The sequence below is a fragment of the Streptomyces sp. NPDC002144 genome, assembly GCF_053593695.1.
In genome coordinates this window covers 114038-138631 of sequence record NZ_JBSFDB010000029.1, presented here as the reverse complement: position 1 = coordinate 138631, position 24594 = coordinate 114038, and the positions used below count along the sequence as shown (strand labels likewise).

The window sequence follows — 24594 nt, the reverse complement described above, 5'->3', positions numbered from 1 at the left end:
CCCACCCCGTGCGCAGGGAGCGGGCGCCACCAGCCGGAGCACACCGGCGCACTACTCAACGCCGATCGGCTACACCATCACGCGGGACGCCATCGGGCTCGGATCTTGGCATGGGAGCGGTTGACCGCAAGCTGCCCGACGGACAGTTCGTCCCAGCGTCCGCGGTAGGGCACCCGCACGGTGCGTCGGCTCCTTGGTAGGCCTTGTCCGCCCAGCACGGAACGCTGGCGGCGGTCAGGGCATCGATGACGCCGTGGGCGCGGGCGGCCTTGATGTCGTGCACCGCCCTGGGTAGCGCCGGCGACGCCCAGATCACCTGATCCGGCAGTGCGCACATCCCGTGTTCACGATCAACCAGTGACAGCACCGTATGGCTCTGCTGGTGCTATGTGACGGCCTGCGGATAACTGTCTTCCCGGGCGTAGGAGGCGCCGGGGCTTGCCCGGGAGGAAAACCGAGGGGCGGCTTCATCACCCCGGCGGCCGGTCGACGATTGGCAGGGGCGAGTGCGCCGCAGCCGTGAAACCGATAGACCCTCACAGCTGATCTTTACGATGTTTTTTAAGCAGCCGTCGAAGCCCCAGAATCTTGCGGTGCATTACCTGTGCAACCGAGCTTCGTCCAGGTCGTAGCCCGTGGGTTGAGGTTCGGCTGAGGGTTTCTGCGGTGTTGGTTGGGATGAGATGGCCTTTGCCTTGGAGAAGGTACGTGACATTGGCACCAGCCTGGGGGCTGATGGGGCCCGCCTGTTCGATGCCGAGTTGGCAGGCGAGGTTAGCCACGTGCAGCCGAGTAGCCGCTTCGATGAGCTGTGCATAGGTGTCGGTGGCGGTGCGCGCGCGTCGCCAGCCTGTTAGGCAGGTGGCAGCTGCGATGAGGAGTCCAGGCCACCACAACGCGCCGACTACGAGGTAGAGCAGCCCCCAACTGGTGAGTGTGGTAGCGCGGGCGAGGGCCTCGCTAGCTGTTCTGATCTCGCTGCGGTCGGTGTCGGGCAGCGTGAGCCAAAGGGCGGGCCAAATCGTAGGGATGTCCAGCTGATACTCACGGTCGAAGCGGACAACGACGACGTTGAGTCGGTCTCCCATCCACGTGGGGCGTTCGGGTTTTTCCTGGCTAATGCGAATCTTGTCACGATATGCGGAGGCTAGGGCTGCTCTATCCCGGCTACGACCGTGCGCGCGGTCGCGGGCCAGCTGTTCGCGCTGCCGCTTGTATGCGTCGGATGCCTGGTCCCATCGATCCTGTCGTGCGCTGACGCGCTTGCCTGCGAGCTGACGAAGCGGTGGCGGCCAGGCAGTCCAATCTGCGGCAAGCCAGAGACGCTCGGTGAGGGTTCCACCGGCCTGGGCGACGAGGCCAGCGGCGGCCGAGATGAGGAGTGCCGCGATGAGGATGACTACCAGGCGGGCGGGCGCGTTCGCTCCGTAGGCCCTGGCCCACTCCTTCACCTGATCTGTGAGCCGGGCAATGGCAAAGGCATGGGTGTGGCCCAGATGCTGCGCCGTGGCGAGGGCGGACAAGTAAAGCGCACCGGGCAGTACGAGGAGCGTGAGCCAGCGTTCCGCAAGCTGCTTTCCCAGCTCCGTTAAGAAGGTGCCCACTTTAGAGCCTGTCTCGGCGCAGTTGCTGGCGGTAGACCTCACATTCTGGAGGGGTAGCGCGTTCGTCGGGCAGCCACCAACGATTGCAGCGCCCGCCGGGACACAGGTAGACAGACTCGGCCGGGACGGGCACCCCGAGCCCTGGTGACCGAGATCCGCTCGCGGTTCTTCGTGGACCGCTGCTGCTGGTGTGGCCGTACACTCCGAGTCGATCCCTCCCCGCCTGTAGCGCAAAGTGAATCTCGTCGAGCAGAGCTGATACATCGCTGTCTGCGCGCAGCTCGTCCAGGAAGCGTTCCAGGGTCGGTGCGCCGCCGACACGCGCCAGCCGGGAACGGATTTCAACTAGGTGTTCACACACGTAGGCGATGCCGTCCGCAACCTTGTCGAGCGAGTTGCTGGTCACTTAGTCCCTCACATGGGCTGTTTCTGATCACTGAATGCCAGCGCCTCTCCTGCCTGTGGCAAGTGCGCGAGCTGCACAGATACCTTCCCCAGGAAAGATCGCCAATATGTCATAAAATGGGATGAAGTGCACCAGAGCTAGTGGGGGTGCCATGCGTGACGAGCGGCTTGCGGCAGTGGGCAGGCGACTGGAGCAGATCGCTGAGGCTGGGGATCCATCCCTTTCGTTGAAACTGGGAGCTCTGGCCGACGCGCGAAGGTTGTCTGAGATCTTGCGGGAAGACGACGGCGATGTCGAAGCTAGGTTCGCGTTGGGCTGGCTGCACTGGTATCGCTACCTGGCGCTGCCCCCAGGGCAGGATGGCGAAGACCTAGCCGCGGCCATCCACGCGTTCGTTCCCTGCTTTCTCGTCGGCGCTGGGCCACTCCCTGACCTGTTGCTGCCTGCACTCGCCGAGTCTTCGGCAGATACCGCCGTTGCCCTACTTGATCAGGCGCTCGGCGGGCATGACGTCTCCCTGACGTCTGCAGCTGTACAACTGTGGCAGCGCATCGTTGCAGCGGCACCAGCTGAGCACCCTAATAGAGCAGCCATGCTTACCAACCTAGGTACCGCGCTGCGGGCCCGCTTCGAGCAGGCGGGCGTATTGAGTGATCTGGACGAGGCTCTCGCGGTCAGCCGGCAGGCGGTACATGACGCCCCGGACGGACTCCCCGAACGGGCCGATCTCTTGTCTAACTTGGCCAAGAGCCTGTATGCGAAGTTCACCGGAACAGGGGTTCTGGCGCATCTGGATGAGGCCATTGATGTCGGCCGTCAGGCAGTGCAAGCCGCCCCAGCAAGCCACTCCGATCGAGCAGCAAATCTGTCCACTCTCGGCAATACTCTGCGTGCCCGATTCGACAGGACCGGCGCGCTGACTGACCTGGAGGAGGCTCTCGCGGTCAGTCGGCAAGCGGTCAGCATGGCCCCGGCAAACGAACCTAGACGGGCGGGCATGTTGTCCAATCTGGCACTCGTTCTGGCGACTTCCTTTGAGCGGACCGGAACTTTGGCTGATTTGGACGAGGCCATTGAAATCTACCGTCAGGTACATGCCAGGCCTGCAGACTTGTCCAATCTGGCTACGCATCTGCGGATCCGGTTCGAGCGAACTGGAAGGTTGGCTGACCTGGACGCGGCCGTCGAGATGGGCCGCCAAGCGGTGGACATGACCCCCAAGGGTGACTCCAGTCGGCCAGGCATGCTCTCCAACCTGGGTACCCATCTGCGCACGCGGTTCGAGCGGACTGGAGTGTCGGCTGATCTGGACGAGGCCGTCCAGATGGGGCGCCGAGCGGTAGACACTTTCCCGCTAGTCCACCCTGAGCGGCCGGCTGCTCTGTCCAACCTCGCCCTTACCTTGATGACCCGGTTCCAGTGGACCGGGGCTCTGGTGGATCTGGATGAGGCCATCGATATCGGCCGTCAGGCGGTAGGGGTTACCTCTAATAATCAATCTGAGCGGGCGGGACGACTGTCCAACCTTGGAGGTATGCTGCGGGCTCGGTTCGATCGGACTGGAGTGTTGGCTAACCTGGACGAGGCCGTCCAGGTGGGCCGCCAAGCAGTGCGCGCTACCCCCGTGGACTCCCCGCAGCTTGGAAGCGCACTGTCCAACCTGGTTGGCTCCCTGCAGACCCGGTTCAAGCGGACTGGAGTGTTGGCTGATCTAGACGAGGCTGTCGAGGCAGGCCGACGGGCAGTGCGCGCCACCCCCACAGGCCACCCCGACCGAGCGGGTCGGCTGTCTAATCTGTCGCTCACCCTGCGCACCCGGTTCGAGCGAACTGGGGTATCAGTCGATCTAGACGAGGCCGTGGAGATTGGCCGACAAGCGGTATCTGGCATTCCCGACGACCACCCTGACCGCGCAGCCATGCTGTCCAACCTCGGCGGAACCATGCGGACTCGCTTCCAGCAGACGAGGGATGCACCTGACGCGGATGAGGCCCTGGGCGCTTTTTCAAACGCAGTCAACGTGGCCACTGCTGCGCCGTCGATCCGGATTCAGGCAGCGCGGGCGGCCGCGGAGTTGGCTGCTGGATCGCGGATCGATCTTGCCGTGGACCTCTTGGAAACCGGGGTCCGTCTCCTCCCCAGCGTGGCTCCTCGCCAACTTCATCGCAGTGACCAGCAGCATGCACTCGGGGGATGCGCAGGTTTGGCCAGCGATGCTGCTGCCCTGTTGCTCAGCACCGACGAGGCCACAGGGCCAGACCGCCAACGGTATGCGACCCAAGCATTGCAGATGCTGGAATCGGGCCGAGCTGTCCTGATCAGCCAGGCATTGGACACGCGCAATGACCTAACCGATTTGCGGCGGCAGTCCCGTGGCCTCGCTGACCGTTTCACTCGACTCCGAGACCAGCTTGACAGGTCATCACTGGCCGGGGAAAGCACGGACATCGACGGGAAGGCCGACAACGCTCGGTGGGATCGTGACATTCGGGACCGGCACTGGCTGGCTACGCAGTTTGATAGGACAATCGCAGAGATTCGCGAACTCGAGGGCTTTAGATCGTTCATGCTTCCCCCCAAACCGGAGGATCTTGTCGCTGAAGCCCGTCTGGGCCCGGTTGCGGTGTTCAACGTCAGCGGTTACAGCAGCGATGCGCTTCTTCTTACCGCCGATGGAGTCGGTCACATCGCGCTGCCTGACCTCGCTCACAACACCCTCATCGAGAAGATCGACCTTTTCCACGAGGCGCTCCGCTCTACAGGGGAAGCGACCTTGAGCTGGGAGCAGCGGGCAACTGCCGAGGACATGCTCAGCGAGATTTTGGAGTGGCTTTGGGACGCCGCAGCGGAACCCGTCCTTGAGGAGCTCGGATTCACGTTGGAACCGACAACGGAGGCGGCATGGCCAAGGCTGTGGTGGGTGCCCGGCGGTCTGCTCGGCCAATTGCCGCTGCATGCCGCTGGCTACCACCGGCAGAGAGCTGACGGTTACGGCTGCCGAACGGTTATGGATCGCGTTATTTCCTCATACACGCCCACTGTGCGTGCCCTTCGTCATGCTCGACAACCCACCGCCAAGACGTCCATGCCTGGCTCGGCCTTGATCGTTGCAATGCCCACTACGCCCGGCGAAAATCCGCTGCATCACGTCGTCACAGAAGCAGAGATGCTCCGGCACCGACTACCCAGCTCCACACTTCTCATCGAAGAGAGCGACTCAGGCGGGGAGTCAGGCTTTATTACCCCACACACGCCCACCAAAGCCCGGGTACTGACAAGCCTGCCGGAGTTTTCGATCGTCCACTTTGCCTGCCACGGCGCCAGTGACCCGAAAGACCCATCGCAGAGCCGACTGCTGCTGCACGACCACGAGAGCGACCCGCTGACAGTGGCGAGTCTCGCGCCGATTAGCCTCGACCAGGCTGGCCTTGTCTACTTGTCGGCCTGCAGGACAGCGTTCACCGATGTGACCGACCTGATCGACGAGTCCATTCATCTAGCGTCGGCATTCCAGGTTGCAGGCTTCCGTCACGTGGTTGGCACCCTCTGGGAGGTTGACGACGCAATCGCCGCCCGCATCGCGGCAGCCTTCTACTCAGCCCTGCAAACTGCGTCGGGATTCAGCACCGACAACACAGCACAGGCATTGCATCACGCTGTACGGCGGGTGCGCGACGGTGACTACGATTTGACCCACGTTCCCTCGCTATGGGCGGCTTACATACACGCTGGCGCATGACCACGTGCGTAGCGTCATCAGCTAGCGCGCCAGTGGGCTCGCCCACATGGCCCAGTGCTTCGAGGAGGCGACATGGATCTGCTATGAGGCAACCGCACCGCCTGTCGACGGTTAAACCATGTCGGAATTGAAACCATGTCGGAATTGGCTTGCGCTATTTTGATGGCTCAATTGTTGTCTGAGGAAAAGGAGTTGGTCATGGCCACACGAGAAGAATTGGAAGGAATGTCAACAATGACATTGTGTACCACAATCGCGATGATCGTTCAGGCGGAGAATCCCGCCGACGTGCCAACTCTGAGGGACAGTGTTGAGGTGCTCCGGCATCGTCATCCGGAAGTAGAGCGGGTGATTCATGACTGGAGAGAACGTGGCGGGAGTGACAGAGAACTCCTTCCGCGTGTCACGGCAGCCGCAATGGCTGCATCCGGGGAAGATCCTGCCTTTCGGGATCCATTTGCGTAGGCACTACATGACCGGGCCACAGGCTGATCGACAGGGACGCCCGCGAAACAGCGCGCTGAGCAGTGGCAGGTAAAGGCCATCAGTGAGGCGGTGGAGGCGCTTGTAACAGCCCGACGCTGTGCCGACCGGGACCCGTAGGTGAAGCCGCTCATCGTCGGCCCCTTCCTCCCCGCCCGGCGCTGTGCAGGGCCGACCAGTCACAGAATGGTCACGGTTATCCTGTGTATATGCTGACGCCGGATCAGGACCCCGCCCGTACGGGTGGATCGAGCGACACGTCGCGGCAGGAGGTGGTCGTCGGGGGCGGGCGCGGATACGTGCCGCCGGGGCGTCCGTCGGTACCGCCGCAGCTGGACTTCCCGGTGGTCCGCAACGGCATCGACTACCTCGCCAGCGTCGTCGAGCACCTCGACGAGAACCAGTCGGCGGTCGAGCCGCGCGACCTCAAGTACGCCGTCCTGCACCTGCAGGCTGCAGTCGAGGTTCTGCTCAAGGCTCGCCTGCAGCGCGAGCACTGGAGCCTGGTCTTCAAGGACCCCGGCCGGGCGACCAGGGGGGACTTCGACAGCGCGGGCTTCGAGAGCTGCGGCACCGTCGCTGCGGTGGAGCGCCTGCGCGACATCGTCGGCATCACCTTCGACAAGAAGGAGACCGACGGGCTGAAGGCGCTGGCGAAGGACCGCAACGCGCTTCAGCACTACGGGCTGACGCACAACGCCCCCGCCGTCGAAGCCCGCGCCGGGCGGGTGCTCGACTTCCTCATGAGCTTTCTGGAGAGGGAGTTTCTGCCGCTGCTCGAGGGCCAAGAACGCGAGACGGCCCTCCGGGAGATGGCGCCCGTGGCTGCGGGGGTGAAGAACATCAGCTCGTACGTCAGGCAGCGCCTCAACCGGCTCCGCGGCGAGCTGCAGGGCCTGCAGAGCCAGACCATCCGGTGCCCCGCCTGCGAACAGATGGCCCTCGTCCTCACCCCCGGTGGCGGACGCTGCCACTTCTGCGGCCAGTCATGGCACGACGGCGAACAGCTCCTCTTCGCCTACCTCCGCAGCCCCGACACTCCGGACGTCGCGGGAAGAGGCTGTCCCCAGTGCCACGCATTCGCCCTGGTGGCAGGCGTCGTATTCGCAGACAGCCCCGAGGTCTCGGACACGCTGTACTGCTTCTGCTGCGGGGCCCGTCACGCCGCGCGGGACCTCGTGCCCTGCGCCGGCTGCGGCCGACCGTGGTTCATCGAGGCGGATGTTGAGGGCTCGATCGCCAACTTGTGCCCAGAGTGCCGGGAGCAGATGGAACCCGAGGACGTCGCTTGACCACGGCCCTGGAACGCTCGCACGTTGGGTGGCTCTCGCAAGACGGGCACGAGTGCACACGGCTGCGGGTCCCCCACACGTCCCCCAAGGACCCGCAACCTAAGTCTTTGGCCAGGTCAGCAGGTGGTGAACCGTCCCGCTGTAAATCTGCCGGCTCAGCCTTCCCAGGTTCGAATCCTGGCGCCGCCACGCTGAGAGAGACCCCCTCCGAACTGCGGAAACGCAGCGCGGAGGGGGTTTCTTCGTATTCGAACAGCGTCATTCCGGCAGGGGCCGAAATGCGTAGCTTGTCCCATCTGTGGTCGATTTAGGCGCGTGTGCTCGTACCAGGTCAGGGAGCCGTTCAGGGCGCGGAGTTCGGAGGCGGGGAGGCCCGTCTCTACGGCACGGTAGCCGGGCGCGTTTGCTGCGAGTGACGCCTGGGCGCTCGGACGCCAAAGCGGCGCGCTGCTCTTGGACCCTTGGTGGCGAAGTGCGGCGTCGCCCGTTCGGATGCACAGTGAAGGTGGCCGGCTTGCCGCCAGCCGTGATCGCTAGCTTCCTGGGGAGGCGTCGTGATCGTGATTGCTCTGCTGGTCCTGGTAGTGCCGCTGCTCATGCTGTTCGGGCTGTCTGCTCTGGAAGACCGCCTCTTCCCGCCGCCATCGCCTCTGCCGGAACAGGCGAACCCGGAACAGGTTGAAAGCGAGTGATGCTCCGGCCCTGGGCCGGACCGGGCGGCGCTGGGGCAGATGCCGGGAGGGTTCGAGCCCACCGGCGGCGGGCGCCAGCCTGCGCCTGCAAGCCCCGGGTAAGAGGCCGCCGTGATGTCAGCGGGAGGTTCGTGCAGTTGTCGACCTTCACGCAGGATCCTTACCTTGCGTCGGGCGCTCCATTCCTTCCAGGCACGGGAATCGTGGGCTGAGCCACCTCGTTGTCAGCAGCGGCAACAGCGGCCGGCATTCGGCGCCGGGCTATTGCACAAAAGCCAGAAGTCCAACGTCCGTGCTTAACCCGATATACCTTGCTTAGTGGCACTGCGTCGGCGTCAGTGCAGGTTCGACGCACTGCGGGACAATATTCGGCCACAAACATCGTCTGACTGCTCCGAAGATGATCTCCAGTCGTCGATGTCGGCAATTTCCGACGGTAATTTCGGCGTTTAGGGTTAGCGACGGCCATACCTCCTCCTGCGGCCGTTACGCCGCAGGATATGAAAATCCCCGGGGATCACGGCTCGAAGCGCCGGCGCCGCAGATTTTCATACAGCTACATATAGGTGTTGCGGTTGATCGGCAAAAGATACGTGGGTACCGTCGCACCCGGGCGGTCAGCAGCGGCGGGGCGAGGAGGCTGCTCCGGGCAGGCCTGGCCCGACGCTCCCGTCAGAGGTCACCGGCATTTCGAGGCCACGGGACACGGTCAGCCCTTTGCGAGCATATGGAAATCTTCCCCGGTTTCATACGAGCACCTATAGTGCCTGCCCGATACCTGCACAATCGTGCTTGTCCGGCTAATCATTCACCCGTTCGCAACGCATCCGCCCACGAGAGGCGCCGTTAGTTGGAATATGACGAAGGCAACCAGGGAACAGGCGATCGAGTCCCTTCCGAAGAGGATGCGCCCGGAAAGCGTCCGCGTCACGCGGCTGGGTTCCTTCACGTACGTCCCGAAACCCGCCGCCTGCGACGAGAAGGTGAACGGCGTCCTCGCGAATGGACTGATGTCGGTCACGCTCGATGTGACCGATAAGGATCTCCGGGAGCTCATGCACTCCTTGAGCGTTTTGGAGGATGGTCTTTCGAGACGCTGGGCGGAGCTGGAAAGCTGAATGCTGCCACGAAGAGACGGGCTGCCATGCCATGCACCACGATCGAACAACCCCCTATTCAGGCTTCTCCGCCGAATTCTCCACCGGCTATGAGGACACCGGGCGATACCAGGATCCGGCGGGGTTCCTCTATCCGCCGCTGACGCCGCCGGAGTCAGGCTGGGACCCCGCAGAGGAGCTGGCCTTCATGCTGCGGGACGCCGTCGAGGCCGAGCAGCCCAGAATCCCGGCCGCACGCAGCGCGGAACCTCCGGCCCCCGCCTCTCACCGGGAGACGCTGGTCCAGATCACGGCAGAGCTGCCCCCTGTGAAGGCCGCGAGCCCGGGCCATCGCAAGACACGGGAGCGACGCCGGGACAAGCTCCTCACCCTTAGTTACAGCATTGCCGCGGTAACGACCGTCATCGCGTCGACGGTCAGCGTGTTCGGCGGGCTGATCGCTTACGACCCACTGCTGTTCATCGCGGCGAGCGGTACCCACAGCAGCGTCGCCTCCTGTTGGCCACTGCTGATCTTCGGGCCCTGGCTGGTGGCGTCGTTGTCCGTACTGCGCCATGCGCTGCACCAGCGCCGGTCCTTCCACTCCTGGTGCGTGGTCCTGGTGTTCTCCGTCATCGCCATGGCCCTGTGCGTCGCCCAGGCCCCCAACAGCCTCATGGACAAAGCGGCGGCCGCGCTGCCGAGCTTCGCGTCGTTGGCCTGTTTCCAGCAACTCGTACGCCAGGTCACCCTGACTCGGCCGCCCCGGCGCCCGCTGCGCCGGCACCGGCTGCAGTCGGCGGAGGCATCCACTGGTGACACCCCCACGAACCGCGGCCTCAGAACCCCGCCAGAGGGCACCGCCTGTCGGTGAAGCCGCCCGAACACGGCACCCAGCCGCACCCCATGCCACCGGCGGGCTTTGCAACCGATCTGAGGCCGCAGGGCCCGGTGGGGGACGGAGGGGGGAGGGCGGCGGAGAATCGGAGGGGGAGCTGAGTGGAGCACGGGGGATGACGGCGCGCGCGGGTCGGAATGCGGGTATGTAAGGCCCATGGGCCGCACCGATTACTTCCACGACCCGGACGCCCCTCCGGCCACCTCCGTCGTACCCGCCGTCGTCGCCTTCGTACGCGACGACGCCGGGCGCATCCTCCTGGTCCAGCGTTCCGACAACGGCCGCTGGGCGCTGCCCGGAGGCGGCCACGACCTCGGCGAGTCCATCAGCGACACGGTCGTACGCGAGGTGTGGGAGGAGACCGGGATCCAGGTCGAGGTCGTCGACCTGTCCGGCATCTACACCGATCCCGGGCACGTCATGCGGTACGACGACGGGGAGGTCCGCCAGCAGTTCAGCCTCTGCTTCCGGGCGCGCCCCACCGGCGGCGAACTGCGCACCAGCGGCGAGACCACCCAGGTCCGCTGGGTCGACCCGGACGCCCTCTCCGAACTCGACATCCACCCGACCATGCGCCTGCGCATCACCCACGCGGCGGACCGGACGCGTACGTCCCCCTATATCGGCTGACGATCAACTCGGCAGGTCCCCGGGGCACACTGACTCCATGTCCACTCGTCGCAGACACTGCCCCGAATGCCGGCGCGAGATCGCCGTCGTCGCCGGCCGGTTCGCCCGGCACGACCCGCCCGGCGCCCGCGAGACCGGCGGACTGGTCTCCTGTCCCGGCTCGCGCCGACCGGCCCAACCGGACGCCGCGCAAGCGTCGTTGGACGGCTACGTCATCCCCGAGATGCCCGGCCAACTGCCTCTGTTCTGACGACATCTGATCGCTGAAGATCGCCTGCTCGGCCGGGCCTCCCGCGTCAGCCCTCCTCAGTTGCCGGCGACCGACTTCACCGCCACCGAGACCGGCGTCGCCCCGCCGACCAGCTCCAGGGTCAGCCCCGCCGTCGCGGGAGTGTCCACCAACTCCGCCAGTACGGCGGCCACATCGTCGCGCGGGATCGCACCGCGGCCCGTGTGCGCCTCCAGCCGGACGAGGCCGGTGCCGGGGTCGTTCGTCAGTGAACCGGGGCGCAGGACCGTCCAGTCGAGGCCGTCCAGACTCCGGACGTACGCGTCCGCCTCGCCCTTCGCCCGCAGATAGACGTCGAACACGTCGTCCCCTTGGTGCGCCGGATCGGCTCCCATCGACGAAACGATCACGTGCCGTCGTACGCCCGCCCGAACCGCCGCGTCCGCGAACAGGACCGCCGCCCCCTTGTCCACGGTGTCCTTACGGGCCGCTCCGCTGCCGGGACCCGCGCCCGCCGCGAAGACCGCCGCGTCGGCGCCGCGCAGACATTCGGCGACCTCCTCGACCGAGGCCGACTCCAGATCCAGCAGCACCGGTTCGGCACCGGCCCCCCGTAGGTCGTCGCCCTGCTCGGCGTGACGGATGATCCCCGCGACCTCGTCCCCGCGCGCGGCGAGCAGCCGCTCCAGCCGCAGCGCGATCTGACCATGACCTCCAGCGATGACAATGCGCATGTCTCCGACCGTACGCCCGGACGGCCGCATCCGCCGCACGACTTGAGCCACGCCCCAGGGCGCACGCCCGCAGCGCACGCGCAGGCGAAGGGGCCGGGCGTACGGGCGGGCCGTACAGGCGCATGCTGAGGCGCACGCGCGGAGCGTACGAGCTGGCGTTGTGCACGCCCGGCGCGCGAGCTGATGCGTGTGCACCGGGTTCATCGGCTCGGGTTGCGCGCGCCCGGCACATGGTCCTGCCGCGTGTGCGCCGGGCGCCATGACCCACCCGCGTGTGCGCCGGGCGCCTGAGCTCGCGTTGTGTGCGCCTGGCGCAGACGTGTATGGCGCGCGCTCGGAGCGCATGCGCTGTGGCTGCGCGCCCCGTCGGCGCCGGCCGGGCGCTGGCGCCCCCCTCGGCGCGCGGGCGCGGCCCCACGCAAGCTTCCCACGGAAGCCTCGCGCGCAAGCCCGGCGCGAACGCTCAAGCCGTACGCCGCTCAAAGCGCCGACACCCACCCCAGCGCGTGCGCTACAGCGCGCAGACCCACTTCACACGCCCCTGCCCGCCATGCACGCCCGGAGCGCGCCCCCACTCCGTGCGCCCCCAATGCACATGCACGCTCCGGCGTACGCCCCTACGCTCCTACACCCCTCAGCACAGATCCAGCGCCACACAACCCGATGACCCAGGGCAGGCTCATACGGCCGCCGCATTCCAGCGCGGCCGCCCTCCCCCTCACGACAATCCGCGCCCCTGTCGAGGCAATCCCAGCTCCACGGCGGCAGCCGAGCTGCAGTACTCCCTTACCGCGCTGGTCCGGGCCACCACGCGCCCCCGGTGCACCACGATTCGGCTGTACGCGAGGGACAGAGCACCCGGCAGCCGGTCCCCCCTCACCGCCAGCAGTTCAGCCGGGAACCCCGCCTCCACTCGGACCTCGGGCAGGCCCAGGACCGCACGTGCCGAGGAGCTGATCGCGTGGTACGCGTCCTCGGGGCGCAGGCCGTAGCGGGAGGACAGCAGGTACGCGGCTTCCAGGGGGTCACCGCGGCCGACCGGATTCGACACGTCCCGCAAGGCGCCGCTGCCCGCCGCGACGCGCACCCCGGCAGCGCGCAGCAGCCGTACCGGAGCCGTGCCGCGGTGGTCGGTGGCGCCGCAGCCGCCCTGGGGGAGGCACACCACCGCCACCCCGGCGGCGGCGAGCTGGTCGGCGGTGCGGGTGGCCGTCTCGGTGGGGAGACGGGCCAGGGCGCCGCACGGACCGAGGGTCACGCCCGGCCGCAGGCCCCCGGCCATCGCGGCGAGACGGGCGAGGCGGGCCGGGTCGGCGGCGTCGGTGTGCAGGTCCACGGGACAGCCGTGCTCGGAGGCGACCTCCAGGACCGCCTCCACATACCCGATCGGATCGGGATCCAGGTCCGGGCAGCCGCCCACCACGGACGCACCCATCTTCAGCGCGTCCCGCAGCACGGCCAGCCCGTCGGCCCCGGCGACCCCGGTCAGCAGCCGAGGCATGGCCACGGCGGTCAGTTCCGTAAGCCCCCGCAGCGAGCGCCGGGCCTGCAGTACGGCGGTCAGCGCGCCGAGACCCTGGACGTCGCCCACGCGCACGTGTGCCCGCGCCGCGGTGGCCCCGTGCCCCAGCTGCAGCAACGCGGCCTCGGTGGCCCGGCGTTGGACGTCATGCGGGTCGTGGGAGGCGGGGCCGTCCCCGTCGGCCGAGAGGGCGGTGTCGCCGTGGATGTGCGGTTCGGCAGGGGCCGGCAGGAGCAGATAGCCGCTGAGATCCACACGTGCACCGCACGCACGCGTACCGCCCACCGCCAGGCTCCCCGCCGTACCGACCGCCTCGATCCGCCCGCCGCCGAGCCGTACGTCCACGGTGCGCCCATCGGTCAGCCGGGCCCCGCAGAGCAGGAGCGCCCCCGAATCACTCTGGCCCAGCGATCCCGAGGAACCCGAGAAACCAGAGGAACCCACGGGCCCTGGTGCGCCGGACGAAGACGAGGATGAAGCCGAAGACGACGAAGACGAAGACGAAGACGACGAGTGGGGCGGCTGCGGCTGGCTGTCGGGCATCGCGCTCCAGGGGCTGGCTCGGGACTGCGCAGGGGGACGCAAGATCACGCAGAGTGAGTCGAGCCTAGGGTGGCTATCCGCCCATCACAGGGAGGAGCGCAATAGTCGTACCGGTGTGGTCCGCCGTACGAAAGGGGCCTGGAGAGGCTGGTGGGAGGGCGGTCGGACGGGCCGCGGCGCACCCCGCCCCCACCGACCGGACAGGCCGGTACGGGGGCCGCGAAACGGATTTGGGTGAACGGCGGCGGACCGTGTAATGTCTTCATCGCTCGCCCCAATAGCTCAGTCGGCAGAGCGTCTCCATGGTAAGGAGAAGGTCTACGGTTCGATTCCGTATTGGGGCTCTGGTGTGTGAGGTTCCCGTCGCGAGGCGGGAACGGATCGCATCGCAGCGGTGTAGCTCAGTCGGTAGAGCAAGCGGCTCATAATCGCTGTGTCACCGGTTCAAGTCCGGTCACCGCTACTGACAGTAGCCGATTGCGGGGTCGGTCCTTCGATCGGCTACTCTTCTATGCGTTAAACCCGTCCCATCCGTTCGTCAAGGAGCACTCACGTGGCTGCCACCGACGTCCGCCCGAAGATCACGCTGGCCTGCGTGGAGTGCAAGGAGCGGAACTACATCACCAAGAAGAACCGGCGCAACAACCCGGACCGTCTTGAGATGAAGAAGCACTGCCCGCGTTGCAACGCGCACACCGCGCACCGCGAGACGCGATAAATCAGGCTCGTTCGCGAGGCCGCCCCCAACAGTCGGGGGCGGCCTCGCGTCGTTTGAGCCTCGGTTACCGACCGGTTCCGACTGATCACAAGTCACCGTCTACAGACCACCGGCAACAGCCACCGGCCACAAGCCGCCGGCCACAGACCACCGGCAACAGCCGCCGGGCCACCCCGCACACACCAGGCAGACACCAGCAGGAGGTAGCGAGCCATGGCGCTCGACCAGTCCTTCGTGGGGCGGAGCTACCCGCCCACCGACCCCTATGAGGTGGGCCGGGAGAAGATCCGCGAGTTCGCCGAGGCGGTGGGGGACACCAACCCCGCGTACACGGACCCGGAGGCGGCCAAGGCGCTCGGTCACCCCGACGTCATCGCCCCGCCGACCTTCGTGTTCTCCATCACCTTCAAGGCCGCCGGACAGGTCGTCCAGGACCCGCAACTCGGCCTGGACTACAGCCGCGTGGTGCACGGCGACCAGAAGTTCTCCTACGTCCGCCCGGTGCGGGCCGGCGACAGGCTCACCGTCACCTCCACCATCGAGGCGATCAAGTCCCTGGCCGGCAACGACATCCTCGACATCCGGGGCGAGGTCCACGACGAGGCGGGCGAGCACGTGGTGACCGCCTGGACGAAGCTGGTCGCGCGCGCGGCAGAGGAGGCGTGAGAGCAGGATGACGGCGAAGATCGCATACGACGACGTCGAGGTCGGCACCGAGCTGCCGGCCCAGTCCTTCCCCGTGACCCGCGCCGCGCTCGTCCAGTACGCGGGCGCCTCCGGTGACTTCAACCCCATCCACTGGAACGAGAAGTTCGCCAAGGAGGTGGGCCTCCCGGACGTCATCGCGCACGGCATGTTCACGATGGCCGAGGCGATCCGGGTGGTCACCGACTGGACCGGCGACCCGGGCGCGGTCGTCGAGTACGGGGTCCGCTTCACGAAGCCCGTAGTCGTCCCCAACGACGACCAGGGCGCCCTGATCGAGGTCAGCGCCAAGGTGGCCGCCAAGCTCGACGACAACACGGTCCGCGTGGACCTCACCGCGACGAGCGCCGGCCAGAAGGTGCTGGGCATGTCGCGGGCGGTCGTACGCCTGGCATGAGGCACACGCGCGTGCCGCCCGCATGCGCCGATGCCGCAAACGCGCCTGCCGCAAACGCGCGTGCCGCACACGCGCGTGCCGCGAGTAAGGGGCGCCCCTCCATTGAGGACACATGGAGGACGCCCCTTACCCCAGAAAGCCTTCTGAACGAGTCGCACATCCCCGCCCCCGACCCCCTTGACGAAGTTAGTGATTGAGTACTAACTTCTCCTCATGGCCAGGATGAGCGCAGAAGAGCGACGCGAGAGCGTCATCCGCGCGGCGACCGCCGAGTTCGCCCGCGGGGGCTACTACGGCACCTCGACCGAGGCGATCGCCAAGCGGGTGGGTGTCTCGCAGCCGTACCTCTTCCGGCTCTTCCCGGGCAAGAAGGCGATCTTCCTCGCCGCCGCCCAGCGGTGTGTGGAGGACACCATCCGCACGTTCGAGGAGGCGGCCAAGGGGCTGGAGGGCGAGGAAGCCGTCCAGGCCATGGCCAACGCGTACACCAAGGTCATCGCCGAGCAGCCCGAGCGGCTGCTGATGCAGATGCAGATGTACGTCACCGTGGCCGCCGCCGAGCAGGCCGGCGACCACGAGCTCGGCGAGGAGGTGCGGGCGGGCTGGATGCGCCTGTGGGACACGGTTCACGTGCCGCTGGGCGCGGACGTCAGCGAGACGACGACGTTCCTCGCGTACGGCATGCTCATCAACTGCCTGGTGGCCATGGGCTTCCCGCCCGAGCACAGAGTGTGGGAGGGCCTCTATCCGGAGGCGCAGCTCAAGGGTCGCCTGGAGAAGTAGCCCGAGCGGAAGGTGCGCACCAAGGCTCCTTCTTGCCCGCAAAACTTAGTGATCAATAACTAATCAAAACCACCACCACAAACCCTCTGGGGGAGCGATGTCCGAGCAGCAGAGCGCACCACATCGTCGCGGGGGAACCGTCTGGGCCCTCGTCATCACCAGCGTCGCCGGATTCATGGCGGCCCTCGATAACCTGGTAGTCACCACCGCCCTCCCCTCGATCCGCAAGGACCTCGGCGGAGCCCTGGGCGACCTGGAGTGGACGGTCAGCGCCTACACCCTCACCTTCGCCGTCCTCCTCATGTTCGGCGCGGCCCTGGGCGACCGCTTCGGCAGGCGCCGTATGTTCCTCGTCGGCCTCACCGTCTTCACCGGCGCTTCCGCCGCGGCCGCCATGGCCACCGGCATCGACTCCCTGATCGCGGCCCGCGCCGTCCAGGGCGTCGGCGCGGCGATCATGATGCCGCTCACCCTCACCCTGCTCACCGCCGCCGTCCCGGCCGCCAGGCGCGGCATGGCCTACGGCATCTGGGGCGCCGTCAACGGACTCGCCGTGGCCTCCGGCCCCCTTATCGGCGGCAGCCTCACCGAGCACGTCTCCTGGCACTGGATCTTCTGGCTCAACGTCCCGCTGGGCATCGCGGTCCTGCCCCTGGCCCGCCTCCGCCTGAGCGAGTCGTACGGCACCGGTGCCCCCCTGGACATCCCCGGCACCCTCCTCGCCAGCGGCGGCCTCTTCGGCATCGTCTACGGCCTGGTCCGCGGCCCGGCGGACGGGTGGACCAGCCCCCTGGTCCTCACCGGCCTCTTCGCGGGCACCGCGCTCCTGACCGCCTTCGTCCTCTACAGCCTGCGCGCCAAGAACCCGATGCTCCCGATGCGCCTGTTCCGCTCCCGGGCCTTCTCCGGCATCAACGCGGCGAGCCTCCTGATGTTCCTCGGCATGTTCGGCTCGATCTTCCTGCTCAGCCAGTTCATGCAGGGTGTGCTCGGCTACTCGCCCACCGAGGCGGGACTGCGGATGCTGCCCTGGACCGGCATGCCGATGCTGGTGGCCCCCATCGCCGGCATCCTCTCGGACCGCATCGGCGGCCGCCCCGTAGTGGCGACCGGCCTCTTCCTCCAGGCCCTCGGCCTCGGCTGGATGGCGACCGTCGTCACGCCGGGCGTCTCCTACGCCACGCAGCTGCCCGCCCTGATCGTCAGCGGCATCGGCATGGGCCTCTTCTTCGCCCCCGCCTCCAACCTGGTCATGTCCAGCGTCCGTCCCAAGGAACAGGGCATAGCCTCCGGCGCGAACAACGCGCTGCGCGAGGTGGGCGGTGCGCTGGGTATCGCCATCATGTCCTCGATCTTCTCGTCGCAGGGCGGCTACGCCAGCGCCCAGACCTTCGTGGACGGCCTGCAGCCGGCTCTGGTCACCGGCTCGGCAGTCGTCGCCGCGGCCGCCGTGGCGACCCTGCTGATCCCGAGGAGGGGCCGGGCCCACACCACGACCCCGACCCCGTCGGCGGAAGCAGCCCCGGAGTTGGAAACCGTCTGACCCAAGAGAGGCATGGGCCCCGTCCTCCGGGACGGGGCCCATGCCTGCCCGCGGGCCATCGCGCCCGCACCGGCGCAACGGTGAGGAGGGGACGTGGCGGGGGGTGTCCGCCCGCAGCGTCGGGCGTCCGCGGACGGCACTGCCGTAGAAACAGAACCGCCCGACCGAGGAGGGGCACCCCCCGCCGCGGCACCGACCCCCGACGGCGAGCAGTGCGCGACGCAAGCCCCCACCGAACCCGCGCGGGCCGCCGCAGGCATACCCTTGGGCCCGTGCAGGAACGACACGACGCCCCCCTCGCCCCGCTCACCACCTTCCGCCTCGGAGGCCCGGCCAAGCGCCTGATCACCGCCACCACCGACGCCGAAGTGATCTCAGCGGTCCGCGAGGCCGACGCCGCCCGGACGCCCCTCCTGCTGATCGGCGGCGGCTCCAACCTCGTCATCGCCGACAAGGGCTTCGACGGCACCGCCCTCCGCATCGCCACCACCGGCTACGAACTGCACGGCACGACCCTCGAACTCGCCGCCGGCGAAGTATGGACCGACGCCGTCGCCCGCACCGTCGACGCCGGCCTGGCCGGCGTCGAGTGCCTGGCCGGCATCCCGGGCTCCGCCGGCGCGACCCCCATCCAGAACGTCGGCGCCTACGGCCAGGAGGTCTCCTCCACCATCACGGAGGTCATCGCCTACGACCGCCGCACCGCCGAAACGGTGACCCTCACCAACGAGGACTGCGTCTTCTCCTACCGCCACAGCCGCTTCAAGGCCGACCCCGAGCGCTACGTCGTCCTGCGCGTCCGCTTCCAGCTCGAAGACGCCGACGGCCTCTCGGCACCGATCAAGTACGCCGAGACGGCCCGCGCCCTGGGCGTGGAGCCCGGCGACCGCGTCCCCCTGGCGGAGGCCCGCGACACCGTACTGAAGCTGCGCGCCGGCAAGGGGATGGTCCTGGACCCCGAGGACCACGACACCTGGTCTGCCGGCTCGTTCTTCACCAACCCGATCCTCACGGACGACCAGTTCGCCGAGTTCCACGCGCGCGTGCGGGCCCACTTGGGCGAGGGCGCCGAACCGCCCGCCTACCCGGCGGGAGAGGGCCACACCAAGACCTCGGCGGCCTGGCTGATCGACAAGGCGGGCTTCACCAAGGGCTACGGCACCGGCCCGGCCCGCATCTCCACCAAGCACACCCTCGCCCTCACCAACCGCGGCGGCGCCACCACCGAGGACCTGCTGTCCCTCGCCCGCGAGGTCGTCACCGGCGTCCGCGAGACCTTCGGCATCACGCTGGTCAACGAGCCCGTGACGGTGAACGTCAGCTTGTAGCGCCCCGCCCAGCACACCGCCCCCGACCCCTAATACGCGCCCCGGCACGCCCCTCGGCCCCTAGTACGCCACCCCGACCCCCTCCTTCACCGTCCCCGGGTCATCGATCATGCCCAGCATCGCGTGAGCGACGTCCGCCCGCGCGATGAACCGCCCCCGCCGCGGGAAGCCGCCGACGACGACCCGGTACGAGCCGGTGAGGGGCTTGTCCTGGAGCCGCGGTGGCCGCACGGACGTCCAGTCCGTGCCGCTGCGAGCCAACTCGTCCTCCATCTCGCGCAGGTCGGCGTAGACGTCCTTGAGCACCGCCGAGACGATCCCGCGCATCCCGCGGTCGAGAAGGCCGTCGCCCTCCGGCTCGGGCCCCACCGGGGCCGCGCTGACCACGACCACCCGGCGCACGCCCTCGACCTCCATGGCCCGCAGGACCGTACGGGTGAGCCGGGCCGCGACCCCGGCGTCCTTGCGGCTGCGGGCACCCAGACCGGAGAGGACCGCGTCCCGGCCGGCGACCGCGGGGCGTACCGCCTCCGGGTCGGTGAGGTCGGCGCGGAAGACCTCCAGGCCGGTACCGGTCACCTCCAGCCGGGCCGGGTCCCGCACCACGGCCGTGACCCGGTGGCCCGCGGCGAGCGCCTGCCGGACGATTTCCTGCCCGATTCCCCCGGTGGCGCCGAAAACGGTGAGATTCATCGATCCACTCCCACTCCTACAGACCAGTGGGTGAGTATTCACTCACCCCTTCACCCTCCAGAGTGAGTAAGTACTCACCCACTAGTCAAGAACCGTTGGACAAGGCATGCGATCCTTGGGCGCCATGCACCAGAAACCGGCCCGCGCCCGCATCCTCGACGCCGCTCACGAGCTCATGCTCACCGTCGGGCTGGCCCGCGCCACCACCAAGGAGATCGCCAGGGCGGCCGACTGCTCCGAGGCCGCGCTCTACAAGCACTTCAGCAGCAAGGAGGAGCTGTTCATCGAGGTCCTGCGCGAACGGCTCCCAGGACTGGGCCCGCTGCTGCACGCCCTCACCGCCGAGCCGGGCCGGCACACCCTCGAGGAGAACCTCACCGAGATCGCCCGGCAGGCGGCCCTGTTCTACGAGCAGAGCTTCCCGATCGCGGCCTCCCTCTACGCCGAGACCCAGCTCAAGAAGCGCCACGACGACGCGATGCGGCAGATGGGATCCGGTGCGCACAAGCCCATCGAGGGCCTCGACGCCTACCTCCGCGCCGAACAGGCGGCCGGCCGCGTCCACCCCGACGCGGACACCTTCGCGGCCGCCTCCCTCCTCCTGGGCGCCTGCGCACAGCGCGCCTTCGCCTACGCCGCCACGAGCGACGGGCAGCCGCCCCCCGTGGACGACTTCGCCCGGCGCATGGCCCGCACGGTGCTGAGCGGAATCGCCGCGTGCGACTGAGGCTGCGCGAGTTCCGGCCGAGGACCGGCCCGTACGAGCACCGGATCGTCCAGCCCTGGCAGCCCCTGCGGCACACGTTTCTGAGCCCGCCGGAGCCGATCGGGCTGCTGCTGGGCGACCACGACGGGCTCAATCGGCTCGCGGGCCTGTTCTCCTTCGCCGCCTACTCCCGCCACACGATCGTCCACGTGCCCCTGCGCGAGGGGGTCCCGCCGGACGAGGGCTGGGGCCGCCCGGTCGACCTCGTCCTCGCCCACCACGCCCTCGGTCTGCGCCCCGCTCGATGGCCCGAACTGCGCCGGAAGCTGCGCCACGGCACCGCGACCGCGCTGACCGCCCGCACGGACGAGGCGCGTACGGACCGGGACGCCGCACGATGGCGCGAACGCCGGGAACGGGCGGACTTCCGCGAGGAGTTGCGGCACGCCACGCACGCCGACACGTTCTTCCTCTTCGGCGGCCGTGACGTCTTCGCGCAGAGCGCCACCTCCTTCGCTCACGCGGCGGGCTGGGGCCCGCGCCACAAGAACGTGGTCGAAGGACGATCGGCGCTGATGGCGGAACTGCCGGCACTGGTCCAGTCACCCGGCGGCGGCCACCCCCAGGACGTCCTGATCTGCTTCAAGCCCTATCCGCCGTACGCCCACTTCAGGCGCCCGGGCCGCTGAGCCAGTCGTCCACCCCCGTCAGCAGCCGCGCCCGCACGGGTTCCGGCGCCGCCGAGGCCCGTACCGACTGCCGGGCCAGTTCCGCCAACTCCTCGTCCGTGAAGCCGTGATGGCGTCGCGCGATCTCGTACTGCGCGGCCAGCCGGGAACCGAACAGCAGCGGGTCGTCGGCGCCCAGCGCCATCGGTACACCGGCCTCGAAGAACGTCCGCAGCGGCACGTCCTCGGGCTTCTCGTACACCCCCAGAGCCACGTTCGAGGCCGGGCACACCTCGCACGTGACCCCCCGCTCCGCGAGCCGCTTCAACAGCCGCGGATCCTCCGCCGCCCGCACCCCGTGCCCGATCCGGTCGGCGTGCAGGTCGTCCAGACAGTCCCGCACCGACGCGGGCCCGGTCAGCTCGCCCCCGTGCGGAGCCGACAGCAGACCGCCCTCCCGCGCGATGTGGAAGGCACGGTCGAAGTCCCGGGCCATGCCCCGCCGTTCGTCGTTCGACAGCCCGAACCCGACGACGCCCCGCTCGGCGTACCGCACCGCGAGCCGGGCCAGCGTGCGCGCGTCCAGCGGATGCTTCATCCGGTTGGCGGCGACGAGCACGCGCATGCCCAGACCCGTCTCCCGCGAGGTCGTCTCCACAGCGTCCAGGATGATCTCGAGCGCCGGAATCAGCCCGCCCAGCCGCGGCGCGTACGACGTCGGATCGACCTGGATCTCCAGCCACCCGGCCCCGTCCCGGACGTCCTCCTCCGCTGCCTCCCGGACCAGCCGCTGTATGTCCTCGGGCTCTCTGAGACACGACCGCGCGGCGTCGTACAGGCGCTGGAAGCGGAACCAGCCCCGCTCGTCCGTGGCCCGCAGCTTCGGCGGCTCCCCGCTGATCAGTGCCTCGCTCAGCGTCTCGGGCAGTCGCACGCCGTACTTGTCGGCCAGTTCCAGGACGGTCCCCGGCCGCATCGACCCGGTGAAGTGCAGATGCAGATGGGCCTTGGGCAGCTCAGAGAGATCACGTACACGCTCCATTCCAGGATCCTGCCGTACGTCGTCGCCGTACTGGTAGCGGAATCCCCGAACGTGGTCTTGCTCGCACAAAGCAACGGGCCCCCTCAAGCCGAGGGGGCCCGTGCACAGCGGCGACGCGTCAGTCCTGCGCCTCCGCCAGGAGCTTCTGGATCCGGCTGACGCCCTCGACGAGATCCTCGTCACCGAGCGCGTACGACAGCCGCAGATACCCGGGCGTGCCGAACGCCTCACCCGGGACGACCGCGACCTCGGCCTCCTCCAGGATCAGCGCGGCCAGCTCGACGGTGTCCTGCGGCCGCTTGCCGCGGATCTCCTTGCCGAGCAGCGCCTTCACCGAGGGGTAGGCGTAGAAGGCGCCCTCCGGCTCGGGGCACAGCACGCCGTCGATCTCGTTGAGCATCCGCACGATCGTCTTGCGGCGCCGGTCGAAGGCCTCGCGCATCGTGGCCACGGCCTCCAGGTCGCCGGAGACGGCGGCGAGGGCGGCGACCTGTGCGACGTTCGACACGTTCGACGTGGCGTGCGACTGCAGGTTGGTCGCGGCCTTGACCACGTCCTTCGGGCCGATGACCCAGCCCACGCGCCAGCCGGTCATGGCGTACGTCTTCGCCACACCGTTGACCACGACGCACTTGTCGCGCAGCTCGGGCAGCAGCGCGGGCAGGGAGACGGCGGTCGCGTCGCCGTACACCAGGTGCTCGTAGATCTCGTCGGTCAGCACCCACAGGCCGTGCTCGACGGCCCAGCGGCCGATCGCCTCGGTCTCGGCCTCGGTGTATACCGCACCGGTCGGGTTGGAGGGGGAGACGAAGAGGACGACCTTGGTGTTCTCCGTGCGGGCCGCCTCCAGCTGCTCGACGGAGACCCGGTAGCCGGTCGTCTCGTCGGCGACGACCTCCACCGGGACACCGCCGGCCAGCCGGATCGACTCGGGGTACGTCGTCCAGTACGGCGCGGGGACGATGACCTCGTCGCCCGGGTCGAGGATCGCGGCGAAGGCCTCGTAGATGGCCTGCTTGCCGCCGTTGGTGACCAGGATCTGCGATACGTCGGGCTCCCAGCCGGAGTCGCGCAGCGTCTTCGCGGCGATCGCGGCCTTCAGCTCGGGCAGACCGCCGGCCGGCGTGTACCGGTGGTACTTCGGGTTCTTGCAGGCCTCGACGGCCGCCTCGACGATGTAGTCCGGGGTCGGGAAGTCGGGCTCACCGGCGCCGAAGCCGATCACCGGACGCCCGGCGGCCTTGAGTGCCTTGGCCTTGGCGTCCACGGCGAGGGTGGCGGACTCGGAGATCGCGCCGACTCGGGCGGAGACCCGGCGCTCGGTGGGAGGGGTTGCAGGGCTCATGGGGCCCATCGTTCCAGACCGGAAACATGGCGGGCACGCGGGTTTCACAGACTGAACATCCAGGGGTCGGTCACTGAACACCCGTCCGGAATCATGCGGTGGCCTGGGTGATCTTCCGCAGGTTCTGCGGTGATCTTCCGCCGTCAACGCCCCCACGGGCGCTTTCTGTTCGACGGAGCGCTCCAGACCACGTACACTCTCACCTCGTTGGCCATCAGCTGCCGCGCCGCAAGCGGTGCACACCGAGCACCCGGTCGGATGCGGTACGTTGGGGGACACACAAAGGGTCGTAGCTCAATTGGTAGAGCACCGGTCTCCAAAACCGGCGGTTGGGGGTTCAAGTCCCTCCGGCCCTGCTACACACACCTTCACCAGGTGTGCGCATGTACGTACAGCAACGCACCGCCGTGCGGCTCAGACCGGGCGCGGCACGGCCACGACCCGGGAACAGGTGAGGACGAATGGCGGACGCCGTGGGCTCCATCGACACGCCTGATGCCCAGGACGAGGCACAGGAGACGAAGAAGGCCCGCAAGGGTGGCAAGCGGGCCAAGAAGGGTCCGCTCAAGAGGCTTGCCCTTTTCTACCGGCAGGTCGTCGCCGAGCTTCGCAAGGTCGTCTGGCCGACGCGTAACCAGCTGACGTCGTACACCACCGTGGTGATCTTCTTCGTCGCCATCATGATCGCTCTGGTGACCGTGATTGACTATGGACTCAGCCACGCCGCCAAGTACGTCTTCGGCTGAGCCGACTGCGAAGGGCGCCGTGGTTACCGGCGCCCCTTTCGCGTGTTCCAC

General features: G+C 68.1%; 23 protein-coding genes, 3 tRNA genes and 1 pseudogene. 19 read left to right on the top strand and 8 right to left on the bottom strand.

The genetic code is table 11. The features are described from left to right. Positions 1 to 95: 95 nt before the first annotated feature. From ACWCQ1_RS35405 to ACWCQ1_RS35395, 3 genes and pseudogenes are all read right to left on the bottom strand, one after another. Positions 96 to 319, bottom strand: a pseudogene (locus ACWCQ1_RS35405) (transposase family protein); the annotation flags it as partial. Between the two features lie 217 nt (positions 320 to 536). Next, positions 537 to 1604 carry a hypothetical protein gene (locus tag ACWCQ1_RS35400; RefSeq protein WP_451028209.1) on the bottom strand — a complete coding sequence of 356 codons (1068 nt, stop codon included), beginning with the start codon at positions 1602 to 1604 and terminating at the stop codon, positions 537 to 539. Between the two features lies 1 nt (position 1605). Then, the gene (locus ACWCQ1_RS35395; RefSeq protein ID WP_451028208.1) at positions 1606 to 2010 is read right to left on the bottom strand and encodes a hypothetical protein; all 405 of its coding nucleotides are present in this window, start codon (positions 2008 to 2010) and stop codon (positions 1606 to 1608) included. Between the two features lie 151 nt (positions 2011 to 2161). Between ACWCQ1_RS35395 and ACWCQ1_RS35390 the strand changes: the two genes are divergently transcribed. The 7 genes from ACWCQ1_RS35390 (at position 2162) to ACWCQ1_RS35360 (ending at position 11091) form a co-directional block, all read left to right on the top strand. Then, positions 2162 to 5749 carry a CHAT domain-containing protein gene (locus ACWCQ1_RS35390; RefSeq protein WP_451028207.1) on the top strand — a complete coding sequence of 1196 codons (3588 nt, stop codon included), beginning with the start codon at positions 2162 to 2164 and terminating at the stop codon, positions 5747 to 5749. Positions 5750 to 6441: 692 nt separating this feature from the next. Next, a complete protein-coding gene (locus ACWCQ1_RS35385; protein ID WP_451028206.1) occupies positions 6442 to 7524 on the top strand; it encodes a hypothetical protein in 1083 nt (360 codons plus the stop codon). A gap of 554 nt (positions 7525 to 8078) precedes the next feature. Further along, positions 8079 to 8216, top strand: a complete 138-nt coding sequence (locus ACWCQ1_RS35380; RefSeq protein ID WP_165954816.1) for a hypothetical protein — start codon at positions 8079 to 8081, stop codon at positions 8214 to 8216. Between the two features lie 857 nt (positions 8217 to 9073). Further along, the gene (locus tag ACWCQ1_RS35375) at positions 9074 to 9334 is read left to right on the top strand and encodes a hypothetical protein (protein ID WP_358593173.1); all 261 of its coding nucleotides are present in this window, start codon (positions 9074 to 9076) and stop codon (positions 9332 to 9334) included. A gap of 31 nt (positions 9335 to 9365) precedes the next feature. After that, a complete protein-coding gene (locus ACWCQ1_RS35370; protein ID WP_451028205.1) occupies positions 9366 to 10187 on the top strand; it encodes a DUF2637 domain-containing protein in 822 nt (273 codons plus the stop codon). A gap of 180 nt (positions 10188 to 10367) precedes the next feature. Beyond that, positions 10368 to 10841: an NUDIX domain-containing protein gene (locus tag ACWCQ1_RS35365; protein WP_358593175.1), complete on the top strand. Its 474-nt coding sequence runs from the start codon at positions 10368 to 10370 to the stop codon at positions 10839 to 10841. Between the two features lie 37 nt (positions 10842 to 10878). Then, the gene (locus ACWCQ1_RS35360; RefSeq protein WP_133043320.1) at positions 10879 to 11091 is read left to right on the top strand and encodes a hypothetical protein; all 213 of its coding nucleotides are present in this window, start codon (positions 10879 to 10881) and stop codon (positions 11089 to 11091) included. Between the two features lie 56 nt (positions 11092 to 11147). Here ACWCQ1_RS35360 and ACWCQ1_RS35355 read toward each other — a convergent pair whose 3' ends face one another. Continuing rightward, positions 11148 to 11804 (bottom strand): SDR family oxidoreductase, encoded by a 657-nt coding sequence (locus ACWCQ1_RS35355; protein ID WP_358593176.1) that lies wholly within the window; start codon positions 11802 to 11804, stop codon positions 11148 to 11150. Between the two features lie 718 nt (positions 11805 to 12522). Beyond that, complete coding sequence (locus tag ACWCQ1_RS35350; protein WP_451028204.1) at positions 12523 to 13869, bottom strand: amidohydrolase family protein; 1347 nt, start codon at positions 13867 to 13869, stop codon at positions 12523 to 12525. Between the two features lie 271 nt (positions 13870 to 14140). Here ACWCQ1_RS35350 and ACWCQ1_RS35345 point away from each other — a divergent pair. From ACWCQ1_RS35345 to ACWCQ1_RS35310, 8 genes are all read left to right on the top strand, one after another. Next, positions 14141 to 14213 (top strand) — tRNA-Thr (locus tag ACWCQ1_RS35345). Between the two features lie 46 nt (positions 14214 to 14259). Further along, a tRNA-Met gene (locus ACWCQ1_RS35340) sits at positions 14260 to 14332 on the top strand. A gap of 90 nt (positions 14333 to 14422) precedes the next feature. Beyond that, positions 14423 to 14587, top strand: coding sequence for a 50S ribosomal protein L33 (gene rpmG / locus ACWCQ1_RS35335; RefSeq protein WP_003948671.1), 165 nt, complete (start codon positions 14423 to 14425; stop codon positions 14585 to 14587). Positions 14588 to 14800: 213 nt separating this feature from the next. Next, positions 14801 to 15253 (top strand): FAS1-like dehydratase domain-containing protein, encoded by a 453-nt coding sequence (locus ACWCQ1_RS35330; protein ID WP_133043317.1) that lies wholly within the window; start codon positions 14801 to 14803, stop codon positions 15251 to 15253. A gap of 7 nt (positions 15254 to 15260) precedes the next feature. Then, positions 15261 to 15689 carry a MaoC family dehydratase gene (locus tag ACWCQ1_RS35325; protein ID WP_133043316.1) on the top strand — a complete coding sequence of 143 codons (429 nt, stop codon included), beginning with the start codon at positions 15261 to 15263 and terminating at the stop codon, positions 15687 to 15689. Between the two features lie 213 nt (positions 15690 to 15902). Beyond that, positions 15903 to 16472, top strand: coding sequence for a TetR/AcrR family transcriptional regulator (locus tag ACWCQ1_RS35320; protein ID WP_207929752.1), 570 nt, complete (start codon positions 15903 to 15905; stop codon positions 16470 to 16472). 97 nt (positions 16473 to 16569) lie between these two features. Further along, the gene (locus ACWCQ1_RS35315; protein ID WP_358593179.1) at positions 16570 to 18015 is read left to right on the top strand and encodes a DHA2 family efflux MFS transporter permease subunit; all 1446 of its coding nucleotides are present in this window, start codon (positions 16570 to 16572) and stop codon (positions 18013 to 18015) included. A 272-nt stretch (positions 18016 to 18287) separates the two neighbouring features. After that, positions 18288 to 19343 (top strand): UDP-N-acetylmuramate dehydrogenase, encoded by a 1056-nt coding sequence (locus tag ACWCQ1_RS35310; protein ID WP_358593180.1) that lies wholly within the window; start codon positions 18288 to 18290, stop codon positions 19341 to 19343. 60 nt (positions 19344 to 19403) lie between these two features. Here ACWCQ1_RS35310 and ACWCQ1_RS35305 read toward each other — a convergent pair whose 3' ends face one another. Beyond that, positions 19404 to 20036, bottom strand: coding sequence for an NAD(P)-dependent oxidoreductase (locus ACWCQ1_RS35305; RefSeq protein ID WP_133043312.1), 633 nt, complete (start codon positions 20034 to 20036; stop codon positions 19404 to 19406). 124 nt (positions 20037 to 20160) lie between these two features. Between ACWCQ1_RS35305 and ACWCQ1_RS35300 the strand changes: the two genes are divergently transcribed. Next, complete coding sequence (locus ACWCQ1_RS35300; protein WP_358593181.1) at positions 20161 to 20763, top strand: TetR/AcrR family transcriptional regulator; 603 nt, start codon at positions 20161 to 20163, stop codon at positions 20761 to 20763. Further along, on the top strand, positions 20754 to 21431 hold the full coding sequence (locus ACWCQ1_RS35295) for a hypothetical protein (protein ID WP_451028203.1): 678 nt from the start codon (positions 20754 to 20756) through the stop codon (positions 21429 to 21431). The genes ACWCQ1_RS35300 and ACWCQ1_RS35295 overlap by 10 nt, the downstream gene beginning before the upstream one ends. Here ACWCQ1_RS35295 and ACWCQ1_RS35290 read toward each other — a convergent pair. Then, a complete protein-coding gene (locus ACWCQ1_RS35290; protein WP_133043309.1) occupies positions 21412 to 22452 on the bottom strand; it encodes an adenosine deaminase in 1041 nt (346 codons plus the stop codon). The two genes, ACWCQ1_RS35295 and ACWCQ1_RS35290, sit on opposite strands and share 20 nt — an antisense overlap. A 118-nt stretch (positions 22453 to 22570) precedes the next feature. Beyond that, the gene (locus tag ACWCQ1_RS35285; RefSeq protein WP_358593184.1) at positions 22571 to 23797 is read right to left on the bottom strand and encodes a pyridoxal phosphate-dependent aminotransferase; all 1227 of its coding nucleotides are present in this window, start codon (positions 23795 to 23797) and stop codon (positions 22571 to 22573) included. A gap of 283 nt (positions 23798 to 24080) precedes the next feature. On the opposite strand from ACWCQ1_RS35285, the gene ACWCQ1_RS35280 reads away from it, so the two are divergent. After that, positions 24081 to 24153, top strand: a tRNA-Trp gene (locus ACWCQ1_RS35280). Between the two features lie 105 nt (positions 24154 to 24258). Further along, the gene (gene secE / locus ACWCQ1_RS35275) at positions 24259 to 24543 is read left to right on the top strand and encodes a preprotein translocase subunit SecE (protein WP_133043307.1); all 285 of its coding nucleotides are present in this window, start codon (positions 24259 to 24261) and stop codon (positions 24541 to 24543) included. The last annotated feature ends 51 nt before the right edge of the window (positions 24544 to 24594 follow it).